This is a genomic window from Amycolatopsis silviterrae (assembly GCF_042684085.1).
GTDB classification, from domain to species: Bacteria; Actinomycetota; Actinomycetes; order Mycobacteriales; family Pseudonocardiaceae; genus Amycolatopsis; species Amycolatopsis silviterrae.
In genome coordinates this window covers 292241-311938 of the sequence record NZ_JBHUKS010000035.1, presented here as the reverse complement: position 1 = coordinate 311938, position 19698 = coordinate 292241, and the positions used below count along the sequence as shown (strand labels likewise).

At 70.3% G+C, this 19698-nt stretch carries 15 protein-coding genes; 8 read left to right on the top strand and 7 right to left on the bottom strand.

Going from position 1 to position 19698, the window contains the following annotated elements:
- Positions 1-195: 195 nt before the first annotated feature.
- The gene (kstR, locus tag ACFSVL_RS42205) at positions 196-828 is read right to left on the bottom strand and encodes a cholesterol catabolism transcriptional regulator KstR (RefSeq protein ID WP_378313022.1); all 633 of its coding nucleotides are present in this window, start codon (positions 826-828) and stop codon (positions 196-198) included.
- Between the two features lie 157 nt (positions 829-985).
- On the opposite strand from kstR, the gene ACFSVL_RS42200 reads away from it, so the two are divergent.
- On the top strand, positions 986-2983 hold the full coding sequence (locus tag ACFSVL_RS42200) for an acyl-CoA dehydrogenase family protein (protein ID WP_378313020.1): 1998 nt from the start codon (positions 986-988) through the stop codon (positions 2981-2983).
- 322 nt (positions 2984-3305) lie between these two features.
- Here the strand turns inward: ACFSVL_RS42200 and ACFSVL_RS42195 are convergent, their stop codons facing one another.
- Complete coding sequence (locus ACFSVL_RS42195) at positions 3306-4142, bottom strand: LLM class F420-dependent oxidoreductase (protein WP_378313018.1); 837 nt, start codon at positions 4140-4142, stop codon at positions 3306-3308.
- A gap of 108 nt (positions 4143-4250) precedes the next feature.
- Here ACFSVL_RS42195 and ACFSVL_RS42190 point away from each other — a divergent pair, with 108 nt between their 5' ends.
- Positions 4251-4955: a class I SAM-dependent methyltransferase gene (locus tag ACFSVL_RS42190; protein ID WP_378313016.1), complete on the top strand. Its 705-nt coding sequence runs from the start codon at positions 4251-4253 to the stop codon at positions 4953-4955.
- A gap of 4 nt (positions 4956-4959) precedes the next feature.
- On the opposite strand, the gene icmF is transcribed toward ACFSVL_RS42190, so the two are convergent.
- The gene (icmF, locus tag ACFSVL_RS42185) at positions 4960-8208 is read right to left on the bottom strand and encodes a fused isobutyryl-CoA mutase/GTPase IcmF (RefSeq protein WP_378313015.1); all 3249 of its coding nucleotides are present in this window, start codon (positions 8206-8208) and stop codon (positions 4960-4962) included.
- A 122-nt stretch (positions 8209-8330) separates the two neighbouring features.
- Here icmF and ACFSVL_RS42180 point away from each other — a divergent pair, with 122 nt between their 5' ends.
- From ACFSVL_RS42180 to ACFSVL_RS42165, 4 genes are all read left to right on the top strand, one after another.
- Positions 8331-8663: an ArsR/SmtB family transcription factor gene (locus ACFSVL_RS42180; RefSeq protein ID WP_378313013.1), complete on the top strand. Its 333-nt coding sequence runs from the start codon at positions 8331-8333 to the stop codon at positions 8661-8663.
- Positions 8660-9097 (top strand): SRPBCC family protein, encoded by a 438-nt coding sequence (locus ACFSVL_RS42175; RefSeq protein WP_378313011.1) that lies wholly within the window; start codon positions 8660-8662, stop codon positions 9095-9097. Before ACFSVL_RS42180 ends, ACFSVL_RS42175 begins: the two co-directional genes overlap by 4 nt.
- Positions 9094-9744, top strand: a complete 651-nt coding sequence (locus tag ACFSVL_RS42170; RefSeq protein WP_378313009.1) for a DUF899 domain-containing protein — start codon at positions 9094-9096, stop codon at positions 9742-9744. Before ACFSVL_RS42175 ends, ACFSVL_RS42170 begins: the two co-directional genes overlap by 4 nt.
- A gap of 85 nt (positions 9745-9829) precedes the next feature.
- A complete protein-coding gene (locus tag ACFSVL_RS42165; protein WP_378313007.1) occupies positions 9830-10387 on the top strand; it encodes a dihydrofolate reductase family protein in 558 nt (185 codons plus the stop codon).
- Between the two features lie 135 nt (positions 10388-10522).
- Here ACFSVL_RS42165 and ACFSVL_RS42160 read toward each other — a convergent pair whose 3' ends face one another.
- Genes ACFSVL_RS42160 through ACFSVL_RS42145 form a run of 4 tightly spaced genes read right to left on the bottom strand, consistent with a single transcriptional unit; the run spans position 10523 to position 16670 of the window.
- On the bottom strand, positions 10523-11137 hold the full coding sequence (locus ACFSVL_RS42160) for a GTP-binding protein (protein WP_116205993.1): 615 nt from the start codon (positions 11135-11137) through the stop codon (positions 10523-10525).
- Positions 11118-11888, bottom strand: a complete 771-nt coding sequence (locus tag ACFSVL_RS42155) for a DUF742 domain-containing protein (protein WP_378313005.1) — start codon at positions 11886-11888, stop codon at positions 11118-11120. The genes ACFSVL_RS42160 and ACFSVL_RS42155 overlap by 20 nt, the downstream gene beginning before the upstream one ends.
- Positions 11889-11895: 7 nt before the next feature.
- The gene (locus tag ACFSVL_RS42150; RefSeq protein WP_037809909.1) at positions 11896-12348 is read right to left on the bottom strand and encodes a roadblock/LC7 domain-containing protein; all 453 of its coding nucleotides are present in this window, start codon (positions 12346-12348) and stop codon (positions 11896-11898) included.
- Positions 12345-16670: a sensor histidine kinase gene (locus tag ACFSVL_RS42145; RefSeq protein WP_378313004.1), complete on the bottom strand. Its 4326-nt coding sequence runs from the start codon at positions 16668-16670 to the stop codon at positions 12345-12347. Before ACFSVL_RS42145 ends, ACFSVL_RS42150 begins: the two co-directional genes overlap by 4 nt.
- 966 nt (positions 16671-17636) lie before the next feature.
- On the opposite strand from ACFSVL_RS42145, the gene ACFSVL_RS42140 reads away from it, so the two are divergent.
- Together ACFSVL_RS42140 and ACFSVL_RS42135 are read left to right on the top strand one after the other, a co-directional pair.
- Entirely contained in the window at positions 17637-18074 is a 438-nt protein-coding gene (locus ACFSVL_RS42140; RefSeq protein ID WP_378313002.1) for a DUF485 domain-containing protein, read from the top strand.
- On the top strand, positions 18071-19672 hold the full coding sequence (locus tag ACFSVL_RS42135; protein WP_378313001.1) for a solute symporter family protein: 1602 nt from the start codon (positions 18071-18073) through the stop codon (positions 19670-19672). The genes ACFSVL_RS42140 and ACFSVL_RS42135 overlap by 4 nt, the downstream gene beginning before the upstream one ends.
- Positions 19673-19698 lie beyond the last annotated feature (26 nt).

Below are 19698 nucleotides of genomic sequence, written 5' to 3'. Positions count from 1 at the left end.
CCGACTCGGGCGGCGGGAGCTGGGTGTGTCGTCCGTGAGGGGAACCCTGAGGGAATCAGATTCCCTGAGGGTTCCCCTCACGGACGGAAAGACGCAGTCACCTGGGCATCAATCGGGCATTTCGACAACCGAGGCGTCCTTTATGGACAGCCACCAGGCTGAGGCGACGCGGCTTGAGTCCCCGGCGTCGGGGCGCTACTTGTCCAGGAGCAGGTGGACCGAAAGCTCCAGCCGGCTCGCCACGTCCGCCGCCGAAGCGCGGCGGGTCACCCACGCGACCAGGTTCGCCATCCACACGTCGGCGACCACGTGGAAGATGTCGCGGTCCGCCTCGGTCGGGTCGTCGATGCCCATCGCGCTCGCGAACATGTCCTCCATCAGCCTGCCGACCAGTTCGACCTCGGCGGCCGCGGACGTGTCGGCGAACATGAACGCGCGCACCATCGCCTCGGTCAGGTGCGGATCGCGCTGCATCAGGCGGGTGTTGCGGCCCAGGACGAACATCAGGCGCTCGGCGGGAGTCTCGCCGGGGATCGCGCTGCGCTGGATTTTCTCGTGCGCGGCCTCGAACTGCTGGGCAAGACCCGACACGAGCAGGTGAATTTTCGACGGGAAATACCGGTACAGCGTGCCCAGCGCGACGTCGGCCTTCTCGGCGACCGCGCGCATCTGCACGGCGTCGTAGCCGCCCTTGGAGGCCAGTGACAGCGTCGCGTCGATGATGCGGCGGCGGCGGTCCCGCTGGGCCGCGGAGCCCAGTTCCTCGCCCATCGCGCCGAGGCCGTTCGCCCGCGCTTTCGTCGCCGGCGTCTTCGCCTTCCCCGGCATCGCTGATCCCCTCTGCCCTCAGTCTCGCGGAACTCGTTCCAGTTTCCGGCTAAGCGTACCTGCCCTGAAGAAAGCTTCAACTCTCGACCACCTGGCGGAAAAACTGTAACACGTTCTACACTCGCCAGTAGCTCTGTACCCCGCGAGGAGGAGACCGATGCCGGTCGCGCTCACCGAGGAACAAACCGCGCTCGCCGCCGCCGTGCGGGACTGGGCGGCGGCACACGATCCGGTCGCCGCTGTGCGGGCCGCCGAAACCACTGGCGCCGGCCTGCCGGAAGGGTTCGCCGCGCTGGGGCTCACCGGCGTCGCGTTGCCGGCGTCGGTCAACGGGGCGGACGGGACCGTCGCGGATCTCGCGGCCGGGCTCGCGGCCGCCGCCGAAGCGCTGGTGCCGGGGCCGTTGCTGAGCACCGCGCTGGCCGGGCTGCTGCTCGCGGAGCACTCGAAGGAACTCGCCGCCGAGATCGCCGACGGGACCGCACACGTGGCGGTGCAATTGGACGAGGAGGCAGTGCCTGGCGCGGATGCCGGGTCGTGGCTGCTCGTGCCACGAGGCGAGCGATACGTGCTGGTGCCGCCCGGAGCGGCGGTGGAACCGTTGGCTCCCTTCGACTTTTCGCGCTCGCTGGGCCGCGTCAAGGCCGACGTGCCGGGCGAGGTGCTGGATCTGCCGGACGTCCGCGATCTCGCGGCGACGCTGGCAGTCGCGGAAGCGGCGGGCGTGGCACGGTGGTGCCTGACGACAGCCGTCGAGTACGCCAAGGTCCGGGAGCAATTCGGGCAGGTGATCGGCGCTTTCCAGGCGGTCAAGCACCTGTGTGCGGAAATGTTGTGCCGCACCGAAGCCGCCGAGGCGCTGGCATGGGACGCGGCTTCGGCGGTCGGCGATCCGCTGGCGGTCGCGAGCGCCGCGGCGGTGGCGCTGGACGCCGCGGTCGAGAACGCGAAGGACTGCATTCAGGTTCTCGGCGGGATCGGGTTCACCTGGGAGCACGAAGCGCACCTATACCTGCGACGCGCGTTGGCATTGCGGCAGTGGCTCGGCGGTTCGCAGCGGTGGCGGAAGCGCGCCGCGGACCTGGCGTTGGCCGGAAAGCGGCGGACGCTCGGCGTGAACGTCGGCGAGGACGCCGAGGTGACCCGGCTGGTCGCGGAAATCGCTGCGCTGCCGGAGGAAAACCGGCGCACCGCGCTCGCGGACTCGGGATTGCTGGCCCCGCACTGGCCGCAGCCGTACGGCCGTGGCGCGGACGCCGCGGAGCAGCTCAGGATCGACGCCGCGTTGACGGCGGCGGACATCAAGCGGCCGGACATGGTGATCGGCGGCTGGGCGGTGCCGACGATCCTCGCGCACGGCACCGATGAGCAGCGCGAACGCTTCGCCGCGCCGACGCTGCGCGGCGAAGTGACGTGGTGTCAGCTGTTCAGCGAGCCCGGCGCCGGCTCGGATCTCGCCTCGCTGCGCACCGCGGCACGGCGGACGGACGGCGGCTGGCTGTTGACCGGGCAGAAGGTGTGGACGTCGCTCGCGCACGAGGCGGATTGGGCGATCTGCCTCGCCCGCACCGACCCGGACGTGCCGAAGCACAAGGGAATCACCTACTTCCTGGTCGACATGCGCGCCGCCGGGATCACGACGCGGCCGCTGCGCGAGATCACCGGGCGCAGCGTGTTCAACGAGGTTTTCCTGGACGACGTGTTCGTGCCGGACGCCGATGTCGTCGGCGAACCCGGCGCGGGCTGGAAGCTGGCGCGCACCACGCTGGCGAACGAACGCGTCGCGCTGGGCCGCGGTTCGGCGGTCGGCGAGAACGTCGAAGAGCTGCTGGAATCGGCCCCGGAAGACGTTGATCGCGACCGGCTCGGCGCGTTGATCGGCCAAGGCAGCGCGTGTTCGGTGCTCGACCTGCGAGCGACACTGCGGCGGCTGGACGGCCTCGGCCCGGGCGCGGAATCGTCGGTGGCGAAGCTGCTCGGCGTGCGGCACCGGCAGGAAACCGCGGAGTTCGCGCTCGACCTCGCGTCCGAGCTGGTCGCGGAAACCCCTGCGGCGCAAGAATTCCTGCTCACCCGCTGTCTGTCCATCGCGGGCGGCACCACGCAGGTCCTGCTCTCCGCCGCCGCGGAACGCGTGCTCGGCCTCCCCCGCTGAACGTCCGTGAAGGGCCCCTTCACGGACCCAGATCCCATGCCAGGGACCTAAGGCGGCGTTATGAGTACGACTGAGGGACCGCTGGCTTGCGCCGGGGCCGACGCGAGCGGCGGGAACTGGTCGCGCCGTCCGTGAGGGGAACCCTGAGGGAATCAGATTCCCTCAGGGTTCCCCTCACGGACTTGAAGAAACGGGCATATCGGCGCCAACCGGGCATTTCGCTGGCTGGGGCGTCCTTTATGGACGGTCAGCGAGCTGACGCCGCCCGGCTTAAGTCCCTGGCACGGGAATCTGATTCCCTCAAGGAGTCCTTCACGGACAGCTACTCAGCCCGGTGCGCGGCGGCCAAGCGGGCGTACTCGTCCAGCAGCGCCAGCGTTTCCGCCTCCGGCAGCGTCGGCAGCATGAACCCGTAGTGGTCCAGCCCGGCGTCGGCGTACTGCTTGATCGCGTCCGCGTCGGCCGGTCCGCCGAAGAGCTGCGACGGCATATCGCCACGCCCCGCGTCGGCGAGCCGCTGCCGGATGTCGCGCACCTGGTCCGGCGAGACCGCGGGGTTCGGGATCCACCCGTCCCCGTGCTCGATCAGCCGCTTCAGCGCCGCGTCGCTCGCGCCGCCGACCAGGATCGGCGGATGCGGCGTCTGCACCGGCTTCGGCCACGCGAAGATCGGGTCGAAGTCGATGTGCTTGCCGTGGAACTCCGCCTGTTCCTGCGTCCAGATCGCCTTCAGCGCGGCGATCTGCTCGTTCAGCAGCGCGCCCCGGGTCTTCGGGTCGGTGCCGTGATTGGCCATTTCCTCCCGGTTCCAGCCCGCCCCGACCCCGAACGCGAACCGGCCGCGCGACACCAGGTCGAGCGACGCCACCTCCTTCGCGGTGTGGATGAGGTCGCGCTGGATCAGCAGCACGACCCCGGTGCCCAGCACCAGCTCCGAGGTGTTCACCGCGGCCGCGGTCAGGGCCACGAACGGGTCGAGCGTGCGGTAGTAGATCCGCGGCAGCTCGCCCCCGCTGGGGTACGGCGTCTCCCGGCTCGCCGGGATGTGCGAATGCTCGGCGAGGAAGAGCGACGCGAACCCGCGCTCCTCGGCCGCCTCGCCCAGCACGTCGGGCCGGATGCCTTCGTCGGTCACGAACGTCGAGATCCCGAAATCCATGCCTCCTTCTACCTCCGGGATCCGGCAGGTATTCCCGGAGAGCTGTTGACAGATCACCAGCAGTGTCCGCTAGCGTGAAATCATCACCCGTTGAATAGGAGGCCGCGCATGGATGTGACAGACGTCGACTTCGAGGAGATGTACCAGGGCAAGACCCCGATCGGGGACAAGATGCCGTGGGACATCGCCGGCCCGCAGCCGGCCGTGGTCGCGCTCGAAGCGGACGGCGGATTCCACGGCGAGGTGCTCGACATCGGGTGCGGCCTCGGCGAAAACGCCCTGTTCCTCGCGTCTCGCGGACACCGCGTGACCGGTCTCGACGGCGCGCCGACCGCGCTCGCGCGAGCCCGCGAAGCAGCCGAGAAGCGCGGCCTGGACGTCACCTTCGCCCAGGCGGACGCCACCCGGCTCGACGGCTACGAAGGCCGCTTCGACGCGGTCCTCGACAGCGCGCTGTACCACTGTCTCGACGAAGAGCAGCGGCACGCGTACGTGGCGGCGCTCGGGCGCGCGACCAAGTCCGGCGCACAGCTGAACGTGTTCTGCTTCTCCGACGCGGTACCGGAGAACTTCCCGGTGCCGTACCGCATCACCGAGCAGAACCTGCGCGACACCGTCGGCGGCGACTGGACGATCGACGTGATCGAGCAGGCCGTATACACCACCGCGATGACCCGCGAGGGCCTCATCGCGGCGGTCGCCTCCGTCACGCCGGACGCGCAGCCGGACCCGACCGCGCTCAACGCGCTGGACGTCGACGAGCAGGGCCGGGTCCTCGTCCCGATGCTGCGGCTGGCCGCGCGGCGGGCGTGACGGGTCAGACGTTGCGCCGGTACTGCCCGCCGACCTCGAAGAACGCCTCGGTGATCTGACCGAGCGAGCACACCCGCGCGGCATCCATGAGCACGTCGAACAGGTTGCCGCCGCGGGTGGCCGCCTCGCGCAGCGCCTTGAGCGCCTGCTGGGCCTCCTCGCGGTGCCCGTGCTGGAAGTCGGCGAGCCTGCGCAGCTGCGACTGCTTCTCGTCCTCGGTCGCGCGGGCCAGCTCCACCTCGACGTCGTCCTCCCCGGCCTTCGGGTTGCGGAAGGTGTTGACGCCGATGATCGGCAGCGAGCCGTCGTGCTTCTTGCGCTCGTACAGCAGCGATTCGTCCTGGATCCGGCCGCGCTGGTAGCCGGTCTCCATCGCGCCGAGCACGCCGCCGCGTTCGGAGATCCGGTCGAACTCGGTGAGCACGGCCTCCTCGACCAGGTCGGTCAGCTCGTCGATCACGAACGAACCCTGCAGCGGGTTCTCGTTCTTCGACAGGCCCCACTCCTTGTTGATGATCATCTGGATGGCCATCGCGCGGCGCACCGACGATTCCGACGGCGTGGTGATCGCCTCGTCGAACGCGTTGGTGTGCAAGGAGTTCGCGTTGTCGTACAGCGCGCACAGCGCCTGCAGCGTGGTGCGGATGTCGTTGAAGCTCATCTCCTGGGCGTGCAGCGACCGGCCGGAGGTCTGCACGTGGTACTTGAGCTTCTGCGACCGGTCGTTCGCGCCGTACCGCTCGCGCATCGCCACGGCCCAGATCCGCCGCGCGACCCGGCCGAGCACCGAGTACTCCGCGTCCATCCCGTTGGAGAAGAAGAACGACAGGTTCGGCGCGAAATCGTCGATGTCCATGCCGCGCGCCAGGTACGACTCCACGTAGGTGAACCCGTTGGCGAGCGTGAAGGCCAGCTGCGAGATCGGGTTCGCCCCGGCCTCGGCGATGTGGTAGCCGGAAATCGACACCGAGTAGAAGTTGCGCACCCCGTGCTGGATGAACCACTCCTGGATGTCGGCCATCATCCGGAGGCTGAACTCGGTGGAGAAGATGCAGGTGTTCTGGCCCTGGTCTTCCTTGAGGATGTCCGCCTGCACGGTGCCGCGCACGTTCTTCAGCGCCCACTCGCGCAGCTGCGCGGCCTCCGCTTCGGCCGGTTCGCGCCCGTGCTCCTCACGGAACTCGGCGAACTTCTGGTCGATCGCGGTGTTGAGGAAGAACGCCAGGATCGTCGGCGCGGGGCCGTTGATCGTCATCGACACCGAGGTGTTCGGCGCGGTCAGGTCGAAGCCGTCGTAGAGCGCCTTCATGTCGTCCAGCGTCGCGATGGAGACGCCGGACGTGCCGACCTTGCCGTAGATGTCCGGGCGGGTGTCCGGGTCGTGGCCGTAGAGCGTGACCGAGTCGAACGCCGTCGACAGCCGCTTGGCCTCGGAATCGGCCGACAGCAGCTTGAACCGGCGGTTGGTGCGGAACGCGTCGCCCTCGCCGGCGAACATCCGCGCCGGGTCCTCGCCCTCGCGCTTGAACGGGAAGACGCCCGCGGTGTACGGGAAGTAGCCGGGCAGGTTTTCCCGGCGCAGGAAGGAAAGCAGCTCGCCGGACTCGGTGTAGCGCGGCAGCGCGACGCGCGGGATCCGGTTGCCGGACAGGGTTTCCCGCCACAGCTGGGTGTGCAGCTCCTTGTCCCGGATCTTCACCACCAGCTCGTCCTGGCGGTATTCCGCGGCGAGCGCCTGGAACCGTTCGAGAAGCTTGGTCGATTCGCCGTCCACATCGGACTCGGCGGCGGCGATGAGACCGTCCAGCGCGTCCGTGCTCGCGTCCACTGTGCCCAACTCGGACAGCGCGGCCTTGGCCTCGGCCAGGTGCTCGTGCTTGCGGACCGCCGCGACCTGCTTGTCGGTCTGCTCGTGGTACCCGCGCACCGTCTCGGAAATCTCGGCGAGGTAGCGCGCGCGGTTGCCCGGGATGATCGTGCTGGCGTCCGTGGACACCTTGCCCGCCACCGCCGGCAGCGTACCGGCCGACACCGACAGCCCGCGGTCGGCGAGCATGTCGCGCAGGTGCTGGTACAGCGCGGTCACGCCGTCGTCGTTGAACTTCGCCGCGCTCGTGCCGTACACCGGCATCTCCTCGGGCGCGGACCCGAACGCCTCGCGGTTGCGCACCAGCTGCCGCGCGACGTCCCGACGCGCGTCCTCGGCGCCACGGCGCTCGAACTTGTTGATCGCTACCACGTCGGCGAAGTCGAGCATGTCGATCTTCTCCAGCTGCGACGCGGCGCCGAACTCCGGCGTCATCACGTACAGCGACTCGTCCACGTAGTCGACGATGCCCGCGTCGCCCTGGCCGATACCGGGCGTCTCCACGATCACCAGGTCGAACCCGGCCGCCTTGCACGCCAGGATCGATTCCTTCAGCCCGGCCGGAATCTCGCCGCTGGTGGTGCGGGTCGCGAGCGAGCGGAAGTACACCGGAGAGCCGTCGAGGCAGTTCATCCGGATCCGGTCGCCGAGCAGCGCGCCGCCGCCCTTGCGCCGCGACGGGTCCACCGCGAGCACCGCGATGCGCAGCTTGTCTTCCTGGTCGAGACGGAAACGGCGGATCAGCTCGTCGGTGAGCGAGGACTTGCCGGACCCGCCGGTGCCGGTGATGCCGAGAACCGGCACGTGCTTCTGCCCGGCGGCCTCGGTGATCGCCGACAGCCATTCCGCGGGCAGGTTTTCGCGCTGCAGCTGGGTGATCACCCGCGCGAGCGCCGGCACGTCGCCGGAGAGCAGCTTGTCGACCGAGGCGGGCGGCTGTGCGGACAGGTCGCTGTCGCAGGCCTTGATCATCATGTTGATCATGCCCGGCAGGCCCATCTCGTAGCCGTCTTCCGGCGAGAAGATCCGCGCCACGCCGCGCGAGTGCAGCAGGTCGATCTCCTCGCGCACGATGACGCCGCCACCGCCGCCGAACACCTTGATGTGCCCCGCGCCGCGCTCGTTCAGCAGCTCCACGAGGTAGCTGAAGTACTCGACGTGCCCGCCCTGGTAGGCGGAAATGGCGACGCCCTGGACGTCCTCGGCGATCGCGGCCGTGGCCACCTCGTCGACCGACCGGTTGTGGCCGAGGTGCACCACCTCCGCGCCCTGGGACTGCAGGATCCGGCGCATGATGTTGATCGAGGCGTCGTGGCCGTCGAACAGGCTGGAAGCCGTGACGAACCGGACCGGGTTCGCGGGACGGTACAGGTCGCTGCCGCTCATCCTCCCAATTTACTAGGACTTCCTACTATTGGAAACCCGAGCTGGAAGTGACCCGGCTCTCAGGGGTTGACAGCGGAGCTATATTCAACTCATCAGTTAATTAACCAAGTGATTGAGTACCGATGTCCGCAGACCAGCTGAGCACCACTTTCGCCGCACTGGCCGATCCGACCCGGCGCGCGATCCTCGCCCGCCTCACCCGCGGCGAGGCCACCGTCAACGAGCTGGCCGCGCCATTCGAGGTGAGCCTGCAGGCGGTGTCGAAGCACCTGAAGGTGCTGGAACAGGCCGGGCTGATCAGCCGCGGCCGCACCCGGCAATGGCGCCCCTGCCGACTGGAGGCGGGCCCGCTGGCCGACGTGGCCGGCTGGGTCGCCGAGTACCGGCAGTTCTGGGAGTCCGGATTCGACCGCTTGGACGAGCACCTGCGGCAACTGCAGGAGGGGGACGAATGAGCGAGCTGACCATCGTGCGGGTCTTCGACGCACCGCGGGATCTGGTGTTCCAGGCCTGGACCGACCCGGCGCATCTCGCGAGCTGGTTCGGCCCGCACGGCTTCGTCGCGTCCGAGACCCGCACGGACCCGCGGCCCGGCGGCACCTGGCACAGCCGGATCACCAGCGCCGAGCAGGGCATCGACCGGCGGGTGTCCGGCGTCTACCGCGAGGTCTCGGCGCCGTCCCGGCTCGTGTTCACCTTCCGCTGGCAGCACCCGGAGGACGAAGTCGGCGAAACGCTCGTGACCATCGATTTCGCCGAGCTGGCAGGGAAGACCTCGATGACGTTCCATCAGGCTCCGTTCCCGAACGAAGCCGAGCGGGACGGGCACAGCGATGGCTGGCAGTCCGGTTTCGAAGATCTCGACCACATCCTGGAGGAACTGAAATGACCGTCGCACTCCCCCGCGTCGTCACGCCCGAGGAATGGGCCAGCGCCCGCGAATCCTTGCTGCGCAAGGAAAAAGAGCACACTCGCGCCGGCGACCGATTGGCCGCCGAACGCCGCCGCATGCCCATGGTCCGCTTCGCAAAGGACTACGCATTCACCACTCCCGACGGCCGCCAAAGCCTGCTGGACCTCTTCGAAGGCCGCCGTCAGCTGCTCGTCTACCACTTCATGCTGGGCCCCGGCAACGAAGCAGGCTGCCCGGGCTGCTCGATGCTGGTCGACTCCATGGGCCACCCCGCCCACCTGCACGCCCGCGACGCGACCCTCAAGATCGTCGCCCCCGCCACCGCCCCCGAAATCGAGCGCTACTGGTCCCGGATGGGCTGGACCCTCCCGTGGGCGTCGGCGCATGGCACGGATTTCCCCGCGGACTGCGGCATCGACGGCGGTTTCGGCCTGAGCGTCTTCCTCCGCGACGGCGACGACGTGTACCGCACCTACTTCACCGACGGCCGCGGCGGCGACCAGTTCGTCTCGACCCTGCGCTACCTGGACGTCACCCCGTTCGGCAGGCAGGAGGCCTGGGAGGAAGAGCCCCACGGCACCGACGCCCCGAGCAGCTGGTGGCGCCGCCACGACGAGTACTGAAAAATTTCCGCGGCCCGATGTCCAGACGGCCACCCCGGCTCCGACCCTCTCGGTAACTGGCCCTCATCACGGAAGCGAGCCCGCCATGGCCAACCTGGTCTACCTGGTCCACACGTCCCTGGACGGCTGCGTAGAAGGCCCCGCCGGAGAGTTCGACTGGCCCCAGATGGGCCCAGAACTGTCCGGCTACGCCAACGACTTATCGCAACGCGCCGGAATGTTCGCCTACGGCCGCCGCGTATGGGAAATGATGTCGAGCTACTGGCCCGACGTAGAGTCGATCTCGGATCACCCGCACGACCTGGCCTTCGCCCCGATCTGGCGGGAAAAGCCGAAACTGGTCTTCTCCCGCACCCTTGCGTCAGCCGCTTGGAACACCCACATCGCGGCCGGCGACCTAACCGAAGAAGTCGCCAAGCACAAAGCCGCCGGCGACATCCTCCTGATGGGCGGCTACACCCTAGCCGCGGAACTAGGCCGCCGCGGACTCATCGACGAATACCTGGTCTGCGTCCACCCAGTAATCCTGGGCGGCGACAAACGCCCCTTCGCCAACGACTCCGACCGCATCGGCTTGCGGCTGGTCGAGTCGCGCACCCTAGACGGCACAGTCGCCCTACTCCACTACCGCGCCGAGCGCTGATCTCTAGACCCGACTACAACGCGGGATCGCGTCGGCGTCTGGAGGGCAGTGCGCACGGCCCCCAGGCCGGGTGCACTGCCCTCCAGACGCCGACTCAAAGGCGATCCCGCCGCGACGACGGAGTCGGCGCCAAAATTACTGATGTGCCTTAGCCGCCCTCAACGCGATCCACTGCCGCATCGCATACTCAACGAGCGTGATCAGCGTCTGCTTGGTCGACTCCCGCTCCCGAGCGTCACACCGCACAATCGGAATGCTGGAATCAATAGACAGCGCTTCCCGCACGTCATTGATGTCGTGCTCCAGCACCCCATCAAACGTATTAACACCCACGATATAAGGCAGCCCGCGGTCCTCGAAGAAGTCGATCGGCGCGAACGAATCCGCCAGCCGCCGAGTATCCGCGAGCACCACCGCCCCGATCGCACCCCGCACCAGGTCGTCCCACATGAACCAGAACCGCTGCTGGCCGGGCGTGCCGAACAGGTAGAGGATCAGGTCGGCGTCGAGGGAGACGCGGCCGAAGTCCATGGCGACCGTGGTGGTCGTCTTGTGCGGGGTCTGGTCGAGGTTGTCGATGCCGCGGCTGGCGTCGGTCATCATCGCCTCGGTGGTGAGCGGAACGATTTCCGACACCGAGCCCACGAAAGTCGTCTTGCCCGCTCCGAAGCCGCCCGCCACCACGATCTTCGCCGATGTCATGGTCGGGGGCGCGGTTTCCCGCGGTGCCTTAAAGCCGACGGAGTCCACTCAAAACCCTTTCCATCAACATCAAGTGTGCTTCGGCGCCGTCCTGGCCCGAGATCGTCCGGTGCACGGTGACGAGGCCGGCGTCGGCCGCGTCGCTGATCAGCACCCGTGCCACCCCCAGCGGCACCGACAGCACCGCGGCGATCTCCGCCACCGAACGCGGGGTCCGGCACGCTTCCATGATCGAGATGCTCTCGATCTGTTCCGCCGCCGCCTGCGGGAATCCTCCCGCGGCGACATGGTCCTTCGTGGAGATCAGGGTCTCCAGTTCGAGCGCGTAGTTCGCCCGGGTGCGCCCGCCGGTGAGAGCGTACGGGCGCACGATCGACGTCTCCTCGGCCGGGTCCACCCGATCGTGGCGCTCGGGGCGGACGATCGCCGACGGCATCGAGAACTCGCCGCTCGGCGGTCCGGGGTCGAAGAGCCCGCCTGGTCTGGGGCCGTCGGAGTCCGTACTGCCCGGTGGAGAGACGAGAGAGGTCACACCATCTCCTTGGTCGGCCGGCGGCACGGGGGCCGGCGGCGGGTCCGCTGCCGCGTGCGCTCCCGCGGCGGGCGGCGCTGAGGACTGGGATTCCTTCGTTTCTTTGCCGCTCTTCTTCCGTTTTCTGCGCGAGCGGCCCGAATCAAGGCTGAACCCGTTGAGGACGTCGGCGAACGTGCCGTCGTCCCCGGCGGCGGGCTCGTCCCCGCGCGGGGGCTCGCCGCCGGCACCGGGCTCTTCGCCGAACAATCCGGACCCCTGGCTCATCGCGCCATCATCCCACCGGTTCGCCGATCAGCGAGCCCCCGGCGCCCTGCAGCTGCGCGCGCAGCTCGGGGGTCAGGATCTGGCCGACGCGGTCGACGAGCATCGTCATCTCGTAGGCGACCTGCCCGATGTCGCAGTTCGGCGCGGCGAGGATCGCCAGGCACGAGCCGTCGCTGATGGACATCAGCACCATGATGCCGAGTTCCATCTCGACGACGGTCTCGCGCACCGAGCCCGCCTCGAAGCACCGGGCGGCGCCCTGGGTGAGGCTGACGAGCCCGGACGCCACGGCGGCGAGCTGGTCGGCGCGGTCGAGCGGCAGCCGGTTGGAGGCCGTCAGCAGAAGACCGTCGGCCGACACGACGACCGCGTGCGCGACGCCCGGGACGCGGTCGGCGAAGTCGTTCACCAGCCAGCCGAACTGGTTCTGCTGCGGCTGGGCCGCATTCGGCGAGGTCATTCACCCTCCAATGTTTCGTGGTTCGTCTCAGCGGCCTGCGCGGTGCGGTGCCTGCCGCGCTGGATCCCCTGCTGGAAACTGCTCAGGCGACCGCGCACGTCGTGCGCGTCGCGGGACGGACGGGGGCTCGCCGACCCGGCGGGCGGCGGTGCGCTGCCGGGAAGAAGCTGTTCTCCTCGACGGCGCCGGGGCAATCCTGCCGAAGTGAACGAAGCGGGCGTCGACTGGGACACCGACTGGACGGTCCGCCACCCCTCGTCGGAACCGAAGTTCCACTCGGCGGTGGCTTCGGCGGGCCCCGGGGAGGGGCTTGCCGAACCGTCCGAGCCGCTCGGCGCGGACGGGGTCTGCGGGGCCGGGGCGGCCGGGGTGTCCGCTCCGGCGGAGGACTGCCGCGACGGGACCTGTCCCGGCACCAGCGGCTGGCCCCAGAGGCCGGTCTTCACCGGGGCCGCGGCGGTCTGGCCCGGCACCGCGGCTTGACCCGGCACCGCGGTCTGGCCCGGCACCGCGGTCTGGCCCGATGTCGCGGACTGCCCTTGCGTTCCGGTCTGGCCCGGCGTTCCGGTCTGGCCAGGGAGGTTCTGGCCCGGCACCCGGGTCTGGCCCAGCCCCTGCGCCGAAGCCGGGGCCGGGGCCGGGTCCGCCGCCGCGCTCTTCTCGGCCTGCGGGCCCGGCGCGGCGGCCGGAGGCTGTGCGGCGCTGCGCCACGTCGTCAGCGGCGAAGCCTTGCCCGGCACCGGTTTCTCGGCGGGCGGGCCCCACAGCGAGGTCTGCTCCGTACTCGGCGACGAGGCAGGCGCGGAAGACCCGGAAGCCTGCCCGTTCGCCGAAGCCGGGCTGTCCGTCTCCTCCGCGGCGGCCTGGCCGTTGGCCGAAGCCTGCGCCGCCTGCGACGCCGGGGTCTGGCCGGTGCCGGAGACCGCCGCTTCGAGCCCGGCCACCGCGGCCGGGACCTGGTTCGGGTCGGCCGACGGCGGGGCGGGCGGGAGGCTGCTCGCGCCCTTGCGGCGGGTCGGCAGGTTGTCCGGCTTCTCCGGCCGGACCGTCCGGTCCGGTTGCGGCGCGGGCAGTTCCGTGCGCGCGGCCGGGGACTGGCGCGGCCATCCGCCGTCCGGGTCGAACGCAGGGGGCACGGCCGGGACGGGAGCCGTCTCGTCCGAAGACCCCGCGCCGGCGGGCCGTCCGCCGAACCCGGACGGGGCGTCCGTGCCCGGGGTGCGCCGCGGCATCCCGCCGGGACGGTTCTGGTCCGCCGGAGCGCCGAACGCCCCCGCGACCGTCTGCCGCCGCCGGGCCGCCTCGTTGTGCCCGCGCGGGACCTCCGGCGCGGCGGCCTGCTCCGCGGCGCCCGCCGAATCCGGAGTGCTGCCCGCGGTTTCCGGCTCGGCGGTCCCGCGGACCTCCTGCCTGCCGCGGGTCACCCCGCGCTGGAAGCTGTTGAGCCGGCCCCGCACGTCCGCCGGGTCGCGGACCGGAAGGTCCGAGACACCACTGCTCTGCGTCTCGGCCGCGGGAGCCGCCTGCTCCGGCGTGGCGCTGCCCGGCATGAGCTGTTCGCCGCGACGCCGCCGGGGAAGACCCGACTTCGTGAACGCGGTCGGCTCCACCTGGGACAGTGCCTGCACCGTGCGCCAGTTTTCGTCGCTCGCGAAATCCCAGTTGCGCTGCTGCTGCTCCTCATCCGAACCGTCGGCATCGGAAGAGTCCGAAGCGGACGGAGCGGCGGGCGCGGCGGCGGGCGGCGGCTGCGCGGGCGAACGGAACCAGGCCGACAGCATCTCGTCGAAGATCGGCGTGTTCTCGATCGTCGTCTCGGCCGCGGACGGCGGCGGCACCTCCGGCACCTGCTGCGCGGCCTGGTTCCACCAGTCGCTCAGCGTCGTCGCGTTGGCCGCGGAGAACAGGTCCTTGCCCGAGGGCAGTTCGCCGTCGCGCTCGTCGCGGGTTTCCGCGGCCGGTTCCGGCGCGGGCTCCGGGCGCGGCGGCGGGACGTCGACGATCTGCGGCAGCTTCGGCGCGGGCGGCGGCGGGGCGGGCGTGTCGTCGTCGCGCGGGATCGGGCTGAACAGCGCGGTGCCGGACACCTCGAGGTCCGACGGCGGTCGCGCGACCTGGTCCCCGGAGAAGCCGGCGAGGTCGCCCGCCGACGGCCACCGCTGCGTTTCCTCGGAGTTGCTGCCCTGCTGCGGAACGAGACCCGGCACGGCCGACCCGTTGGCGGCCGGGCGCTGCCGGCGCGGAAGTCCTCCCGGCGCGGCGGGCGGAGCGGCGAGGCTCGCCTTGGGACCGGGCAGCGCCCCGGGTTCCGACCGGTCGCCCGGCACCGCGGCCAGGCCGGTCATCACCAGTTCCGGCGGCACCACCACGGTGGCCCGCACGCCGACGATGTCCTTGCCGCCGTGCAGCGAAACGCCGATGCGGTGGCGGCCGGCGAGGCGGCCGACCACGAACAGGCCCATCCGGCGCGAGGTCGCGAGGTCGACCGAGCCCGAGTCGGTGAGCCGGCCGTTGGCCTCCACCACCTCGTACTCGTTCATGCCGATGCCCTTGTCGAGGATGTCGACGTTGAGCGAACCGTCCTCGGCGAGCCGCGTCGCGACCGTGACCTGGGTTTCCGGCGCGGAGAACGCGGTCGCGTTGTCGAGCAGCTCCGCGATGAGCCGCTGGACGTCGCTCGCGGCGAACCCGACGATCTTCACCGCGGGCGGGTGCTGCACCGAAACCCGCTGGTACTGCTCGATTTCCGACACCGCGGCGCGCAGCACGTCGTGCGTGGCGACCGGCTGGCCGGAGCGGCGGCCCGGCTCGGCCCCGGAGAGGACCATCAGGTTCTCGTTGTTGCGCCGCATCCGGGTGGCGAGGTGGTCGAGCTGGAACAGCGTGGCGAGCTGGTCGGCGTCCTCCTCGTCGCGCTCCAGCCGCTCGATCAGCTGCAGCTGCCGCTGCACAAGGCTCTGGCTGCGCCGCGACAGGTTGACGAACACGCTGGAGTAGCCGGCGCGCATGGCGGCCTGCTCGGTCGCCAGCCGCAGCGCCTGGCTGTGCACCTTCTCGAACGCCCGCGCGACCTCGCCGACCTCGTCCTGCACCTGGACCGGCACCGGCTCGACCTCGACGCTCTGCGCGCGGCCCTCCTGGATGTTGCGGACCGCCTCGGGCAGGTCCTTCTCCGCGACGTCCAGCGCGCTGCGCCGCAGGACCTTCAGCGAGCGCAGCAGCTGGCGGGCGATGACGAACACGACCGCGGCCGCCGCGGCGAGCGCCGCGAACAGCAGCACTGCCAGCAGACCGGCGCTGCTGCCCGCGTCCTCCACCAGCGCGGACGACGCCGCGGTGAGGTCGGTGCTCATCCGGCCGGAGACTTCGGTCAGCTGCGCGGTCACCGCGCTCGAGGCCTTGTTCCACTCCTGCGGCGAAATCCGCTTGAGCGCGTCGTCGGTGGAGCCGCCCTGTCCGCCGAGCACGGTGCCGAGCATCCGCTTGCGGTCGTAAGAGGTGTCCGGCTTGAGCGTGCTCTCGAAGTCCTGGCGCTGTGGCGCGGTCGCGGCCGCGTTGAAGTCGGCGACGCGGTCGTCGAAACGCAGCTCCGCTTCGCGCACGTCGCTCAGCTGCTGCGGGGTGAGCGTCCCCGCGGAGATGCCGTAGGCGACCAGGGACTGGGTGACCGACACCTGTTCCTTCGCCGCTTCGAGGTCGTGCAGCGCGCTCGGGGTGCTGCCGAGCGCGTCGGCGCTCGCGCCCGCCGACACCGCGGTGTCGGCGGCGATCAGCGCGGTGGTGACGGCGTTGTAGTCGCCCACCGCCTCGGCCGCGTTCAGCAGGCCGGCCCCGACCTGCTGGCGGATCACCGCGATCTCGTTGACCTGCGCGGTCGCCGAGTTCACCGCGCCGGACACGCTGGAGCCGTCGGCCCCGACCCTGGCGGCCGCCTCGGTGAACGGCGCGACCGCCGCGTCGGTGGCCGCGCGGGCGGCCTTCAGTTCGGGGGTGACCCCCGAGGTTCCCGCGGTCAGCTGGGAAGCGGTCTGGGTGCGTTCGCGCTGCAGCCCGTCGGTGAGCGCGCGCAGCTGGGTGCTCAGCGCGACGAGCCGGTCGATCCGCTGGTAGTCGCTCGACCGCGAGACCTGGCCCGCGATGGCGGTGATGCCGAGGACGAGCGCGAGCACGATGGGGACGATCGTGACCGCGGACAGCTTGACCGGAAGGCTCCAGTCCCGCCAGCGCAGCGCCGACCGCCAGCCCGACGACCAGCGCGGCCGCTTGGGCGGGCGGCCGAGCAGCTTCTCCACAGGCACTTGGCCTTCTCCTGCAACGGTCACGAAAGTGACTCCCTGTCCGGCGTCGTGGCTGCCAGTCGGCGGTTCCCGCGGTTCTGCGCGCGGCCGGCGCGGCACGCGCTCCCGGCCCGGCGCCCCGCGGTCCGCCTGCCCGCGCGGCCGACCGGCGGGCACGGCGGGGCTGATCCGGCACCGGCCCGGTCGGCGATCGGCTTCCCGGGACTATGCACGTGCACGACGCAAGTTGCGGACTGCACGGCGGTGGTCGAGATCAACTTGTCTGCGCCTTATCGATCGCTGCGGGCGGCTGGGGCCAAAGAATCGTACACCAATCGCCGCCTGCGTTATTGCGTTCCGCATCGGGGTGCTGACCTGGGAAAATAGTCGGACTGCGCGGACTCGGCGCCGCGGATTCGGGAACGATCGCCCGGCAACGGAATTCCGGTTACCCGGCGCTCTCGCCCGGAGCGTCCGGCCGTCACCCGATTAGCCCACACAGGGTAAGCGGCACCCTCGATGGGACTACGCTCCGTGCCCCCATCGGGTGGGTGCCCCCGGAAGTTGAACCCGATGTTGTGGAGATGCAGCGACGCGCCGCTCGACCCGGTGATTTTTGCCAGCCTCCCTTCCCTGCCTGGGAATCCCCGCCCGGACGCGGACCTGCCCGCCGAAGCGGAGCGGCCGCCCCGCCCGGCGGCTACGACCGGTCACCGTAGTGGATCTTGACCGGCCCGTCACTCCGCCGTCTGCCGCAACCCGGACGGCGTACCGCGACTCGCCGTGACATCCGCGCTCACTATTCCGAGTGATCAGCCTGTGATCTGCCCGGACGCGGCGTTTTGCGCTATTTCCCGGGCGAAAAGGAATTTCCGGTGCCCTTCCGAACCGGCTTTTTCCGCGTTCCGGCGGCGTCGTTACTATGGCCGCCTCCCAGTCCGCAAGGGCGATCCGGGCGCTTCTCCGAACGCCGCCCGCCGCCACCCATCGCGCAAGTTGCCGGAGGCAGCCATGCACAACGTCGCGCGCACCACCGGGCCGACCGCCGCGACCGAGGACACCGGCCAGATGCCCGCGCTGTTCGACCGCGAAGGAGGCGGCCCCGCCCCGCGGGGCAGGCGCCGCAAGCGCGGCCCGGACTACGAGCAGATCCAGCGCAGCCCCCAGTTCCGCGCGCTGCGCGGCCGGTTCCGCCGGTTCGTCTTCCCGATGAGCATCGGGTTCTTCGCCTGGTACCTCGTCTACGTCGTGCTCGCCGCCTACGCGGGCGAGTTCATGAGCACGCCGGTCTTCGGCCTGGTCAACGTCGGCATGCTGCTCGGCCTCGGCCAGTTCGTCACCACCGCGGCGATCACCGCGCTGTACGTCCGCTTCGCCGACCGCGAGATGGACCCGCGCGCCGAAGAGATCCGCGCGCAGGCCGCCGTCACGGAAGGAACCCCTCAGTGACTACCGCTTCGCTCGCCGAAGGAGCTTCGGCGAGCAACCCGTTGATCAACACCGGGGTGTTCGCGCTGTTCGTCGCGATCACCCTGTTCGTGGTGTACCGCGCGGGCAACCGCCGCTCGTCCACGTCGGGCTACTACACCGCCGACAGCGCCTTCACCGGAAGGCAGAACGGCGTCGCGCTGTCCGGCGACTTCCTGTCCGCGGCCTCGTTCCTCGGCATCGCCGGCGCGATCGCGATCAACGGCTACGACGGCTTCCTCTACTCCATCGGCTTCCTCGTCGCGTGGCTGGTCGACCTGCTGCTGCTCGCGGAACTGCTGCGCAACACCGGCCGCTTCACCATGGGCGACGTGCTCAGCTTCCGGATGAAGCAGCGCCCGGTGCGCGCCGCGTCGGCCACGTCGACGCTGGTGATCTCCTTCTTCTACATGCTCGCGCAGATGGCGGGCGCGGGCGGCCTGGTCGCGCTGCTGCTGGACGTCCACTCGAAGTGGGGCCAGGCGGTCGTGATCACCGTGGTCGGGCTGGTGATGATCTCCTACGTGCTGCTCGGCGGCATGAAGGGCACTACCTGGGTGCAGATCATCAAGGCCACCATCCTGCTCACCGCGGCCTCGCTGATCACCGTGTTCCTGATGGGCAAGTACGGCTTCAACTTCTCCAGCCTGCTGCGCGCGGCCGCCGACCGCAGCCCGATGGGCAAGGACCTGCTGTCCCCCGGCGGTTCCTACGGCGCCAACGGGACCACGAAGCTCGATTTCGTGTCGCTGTCGCTGGCGCTGGTGCTCGGCGTCGCCTCGCTGCCGCACGTGCTGATGCGCTTCTACACCGTGCCGAACGCCCGCGAGGCGCGCCGCTCGGTGGTGTGGGCGACCGCGTGCATGTTCGTCTTCTACCTGTGCACGCTGGTGATCGGCTTCGGCGCGGCGGCGATCGTCGGGCCGGACGAGATCAAGGCCGCGCCCGGCGGCGAGAACTCGGCCGCGCCGCTGCTGGCCCTGCACGTGGGCGGGACGGTGCTGCTCGGCGTCATCTCGGCGGTCGCGTTCGCGACGATCCTCGCCGTGGTGGCCGGGCTGACGCTGACCGCGTCCGCCTCGTTCGCGCACGACGTCTACGCGAATGTCGTGAAGCGCGGCAAGGCGGAACCGGAGGACGAGGTGCGGGTCGCCCGGCTGACCGCGGTCGTGATCGGCGTGCTCGCCATCCTCGGCGGCATCCTCGCCAACGGACAGAACATCGCGTTCCTCGTGGCGCTCGCGCTCGCGGTGGCGGCGTCGGCGAACCTGTCGACCCTGCTGTACTCGCTGTTCTGGAAGCGGTTCAACACCACCGGCACGCTGTGGAGCATCTACGGCGGGCTCATCGCCTGCGTCGTGCTGGTGCTGTTCTCGCCGGTGGTGTCGGGCGCGCCGGACTCGATCTTCCCGAGCGTCGACTTCCACTGGTTCCCGCTGAAGAACCCGGGCCTGGTGTCGATCCCGGTGTCGTTCCTGTGCGGCGCGATCGGCACCTTCGTCGGCCGGTCGAAGGGCGATCCGGCCAAGCACGCGGAAATGGAGGTCCGGTCGCTGACCGGAATCGGCTTCGGCTCCTGACCCTTCTCGCTCAAACGACCGCGGCC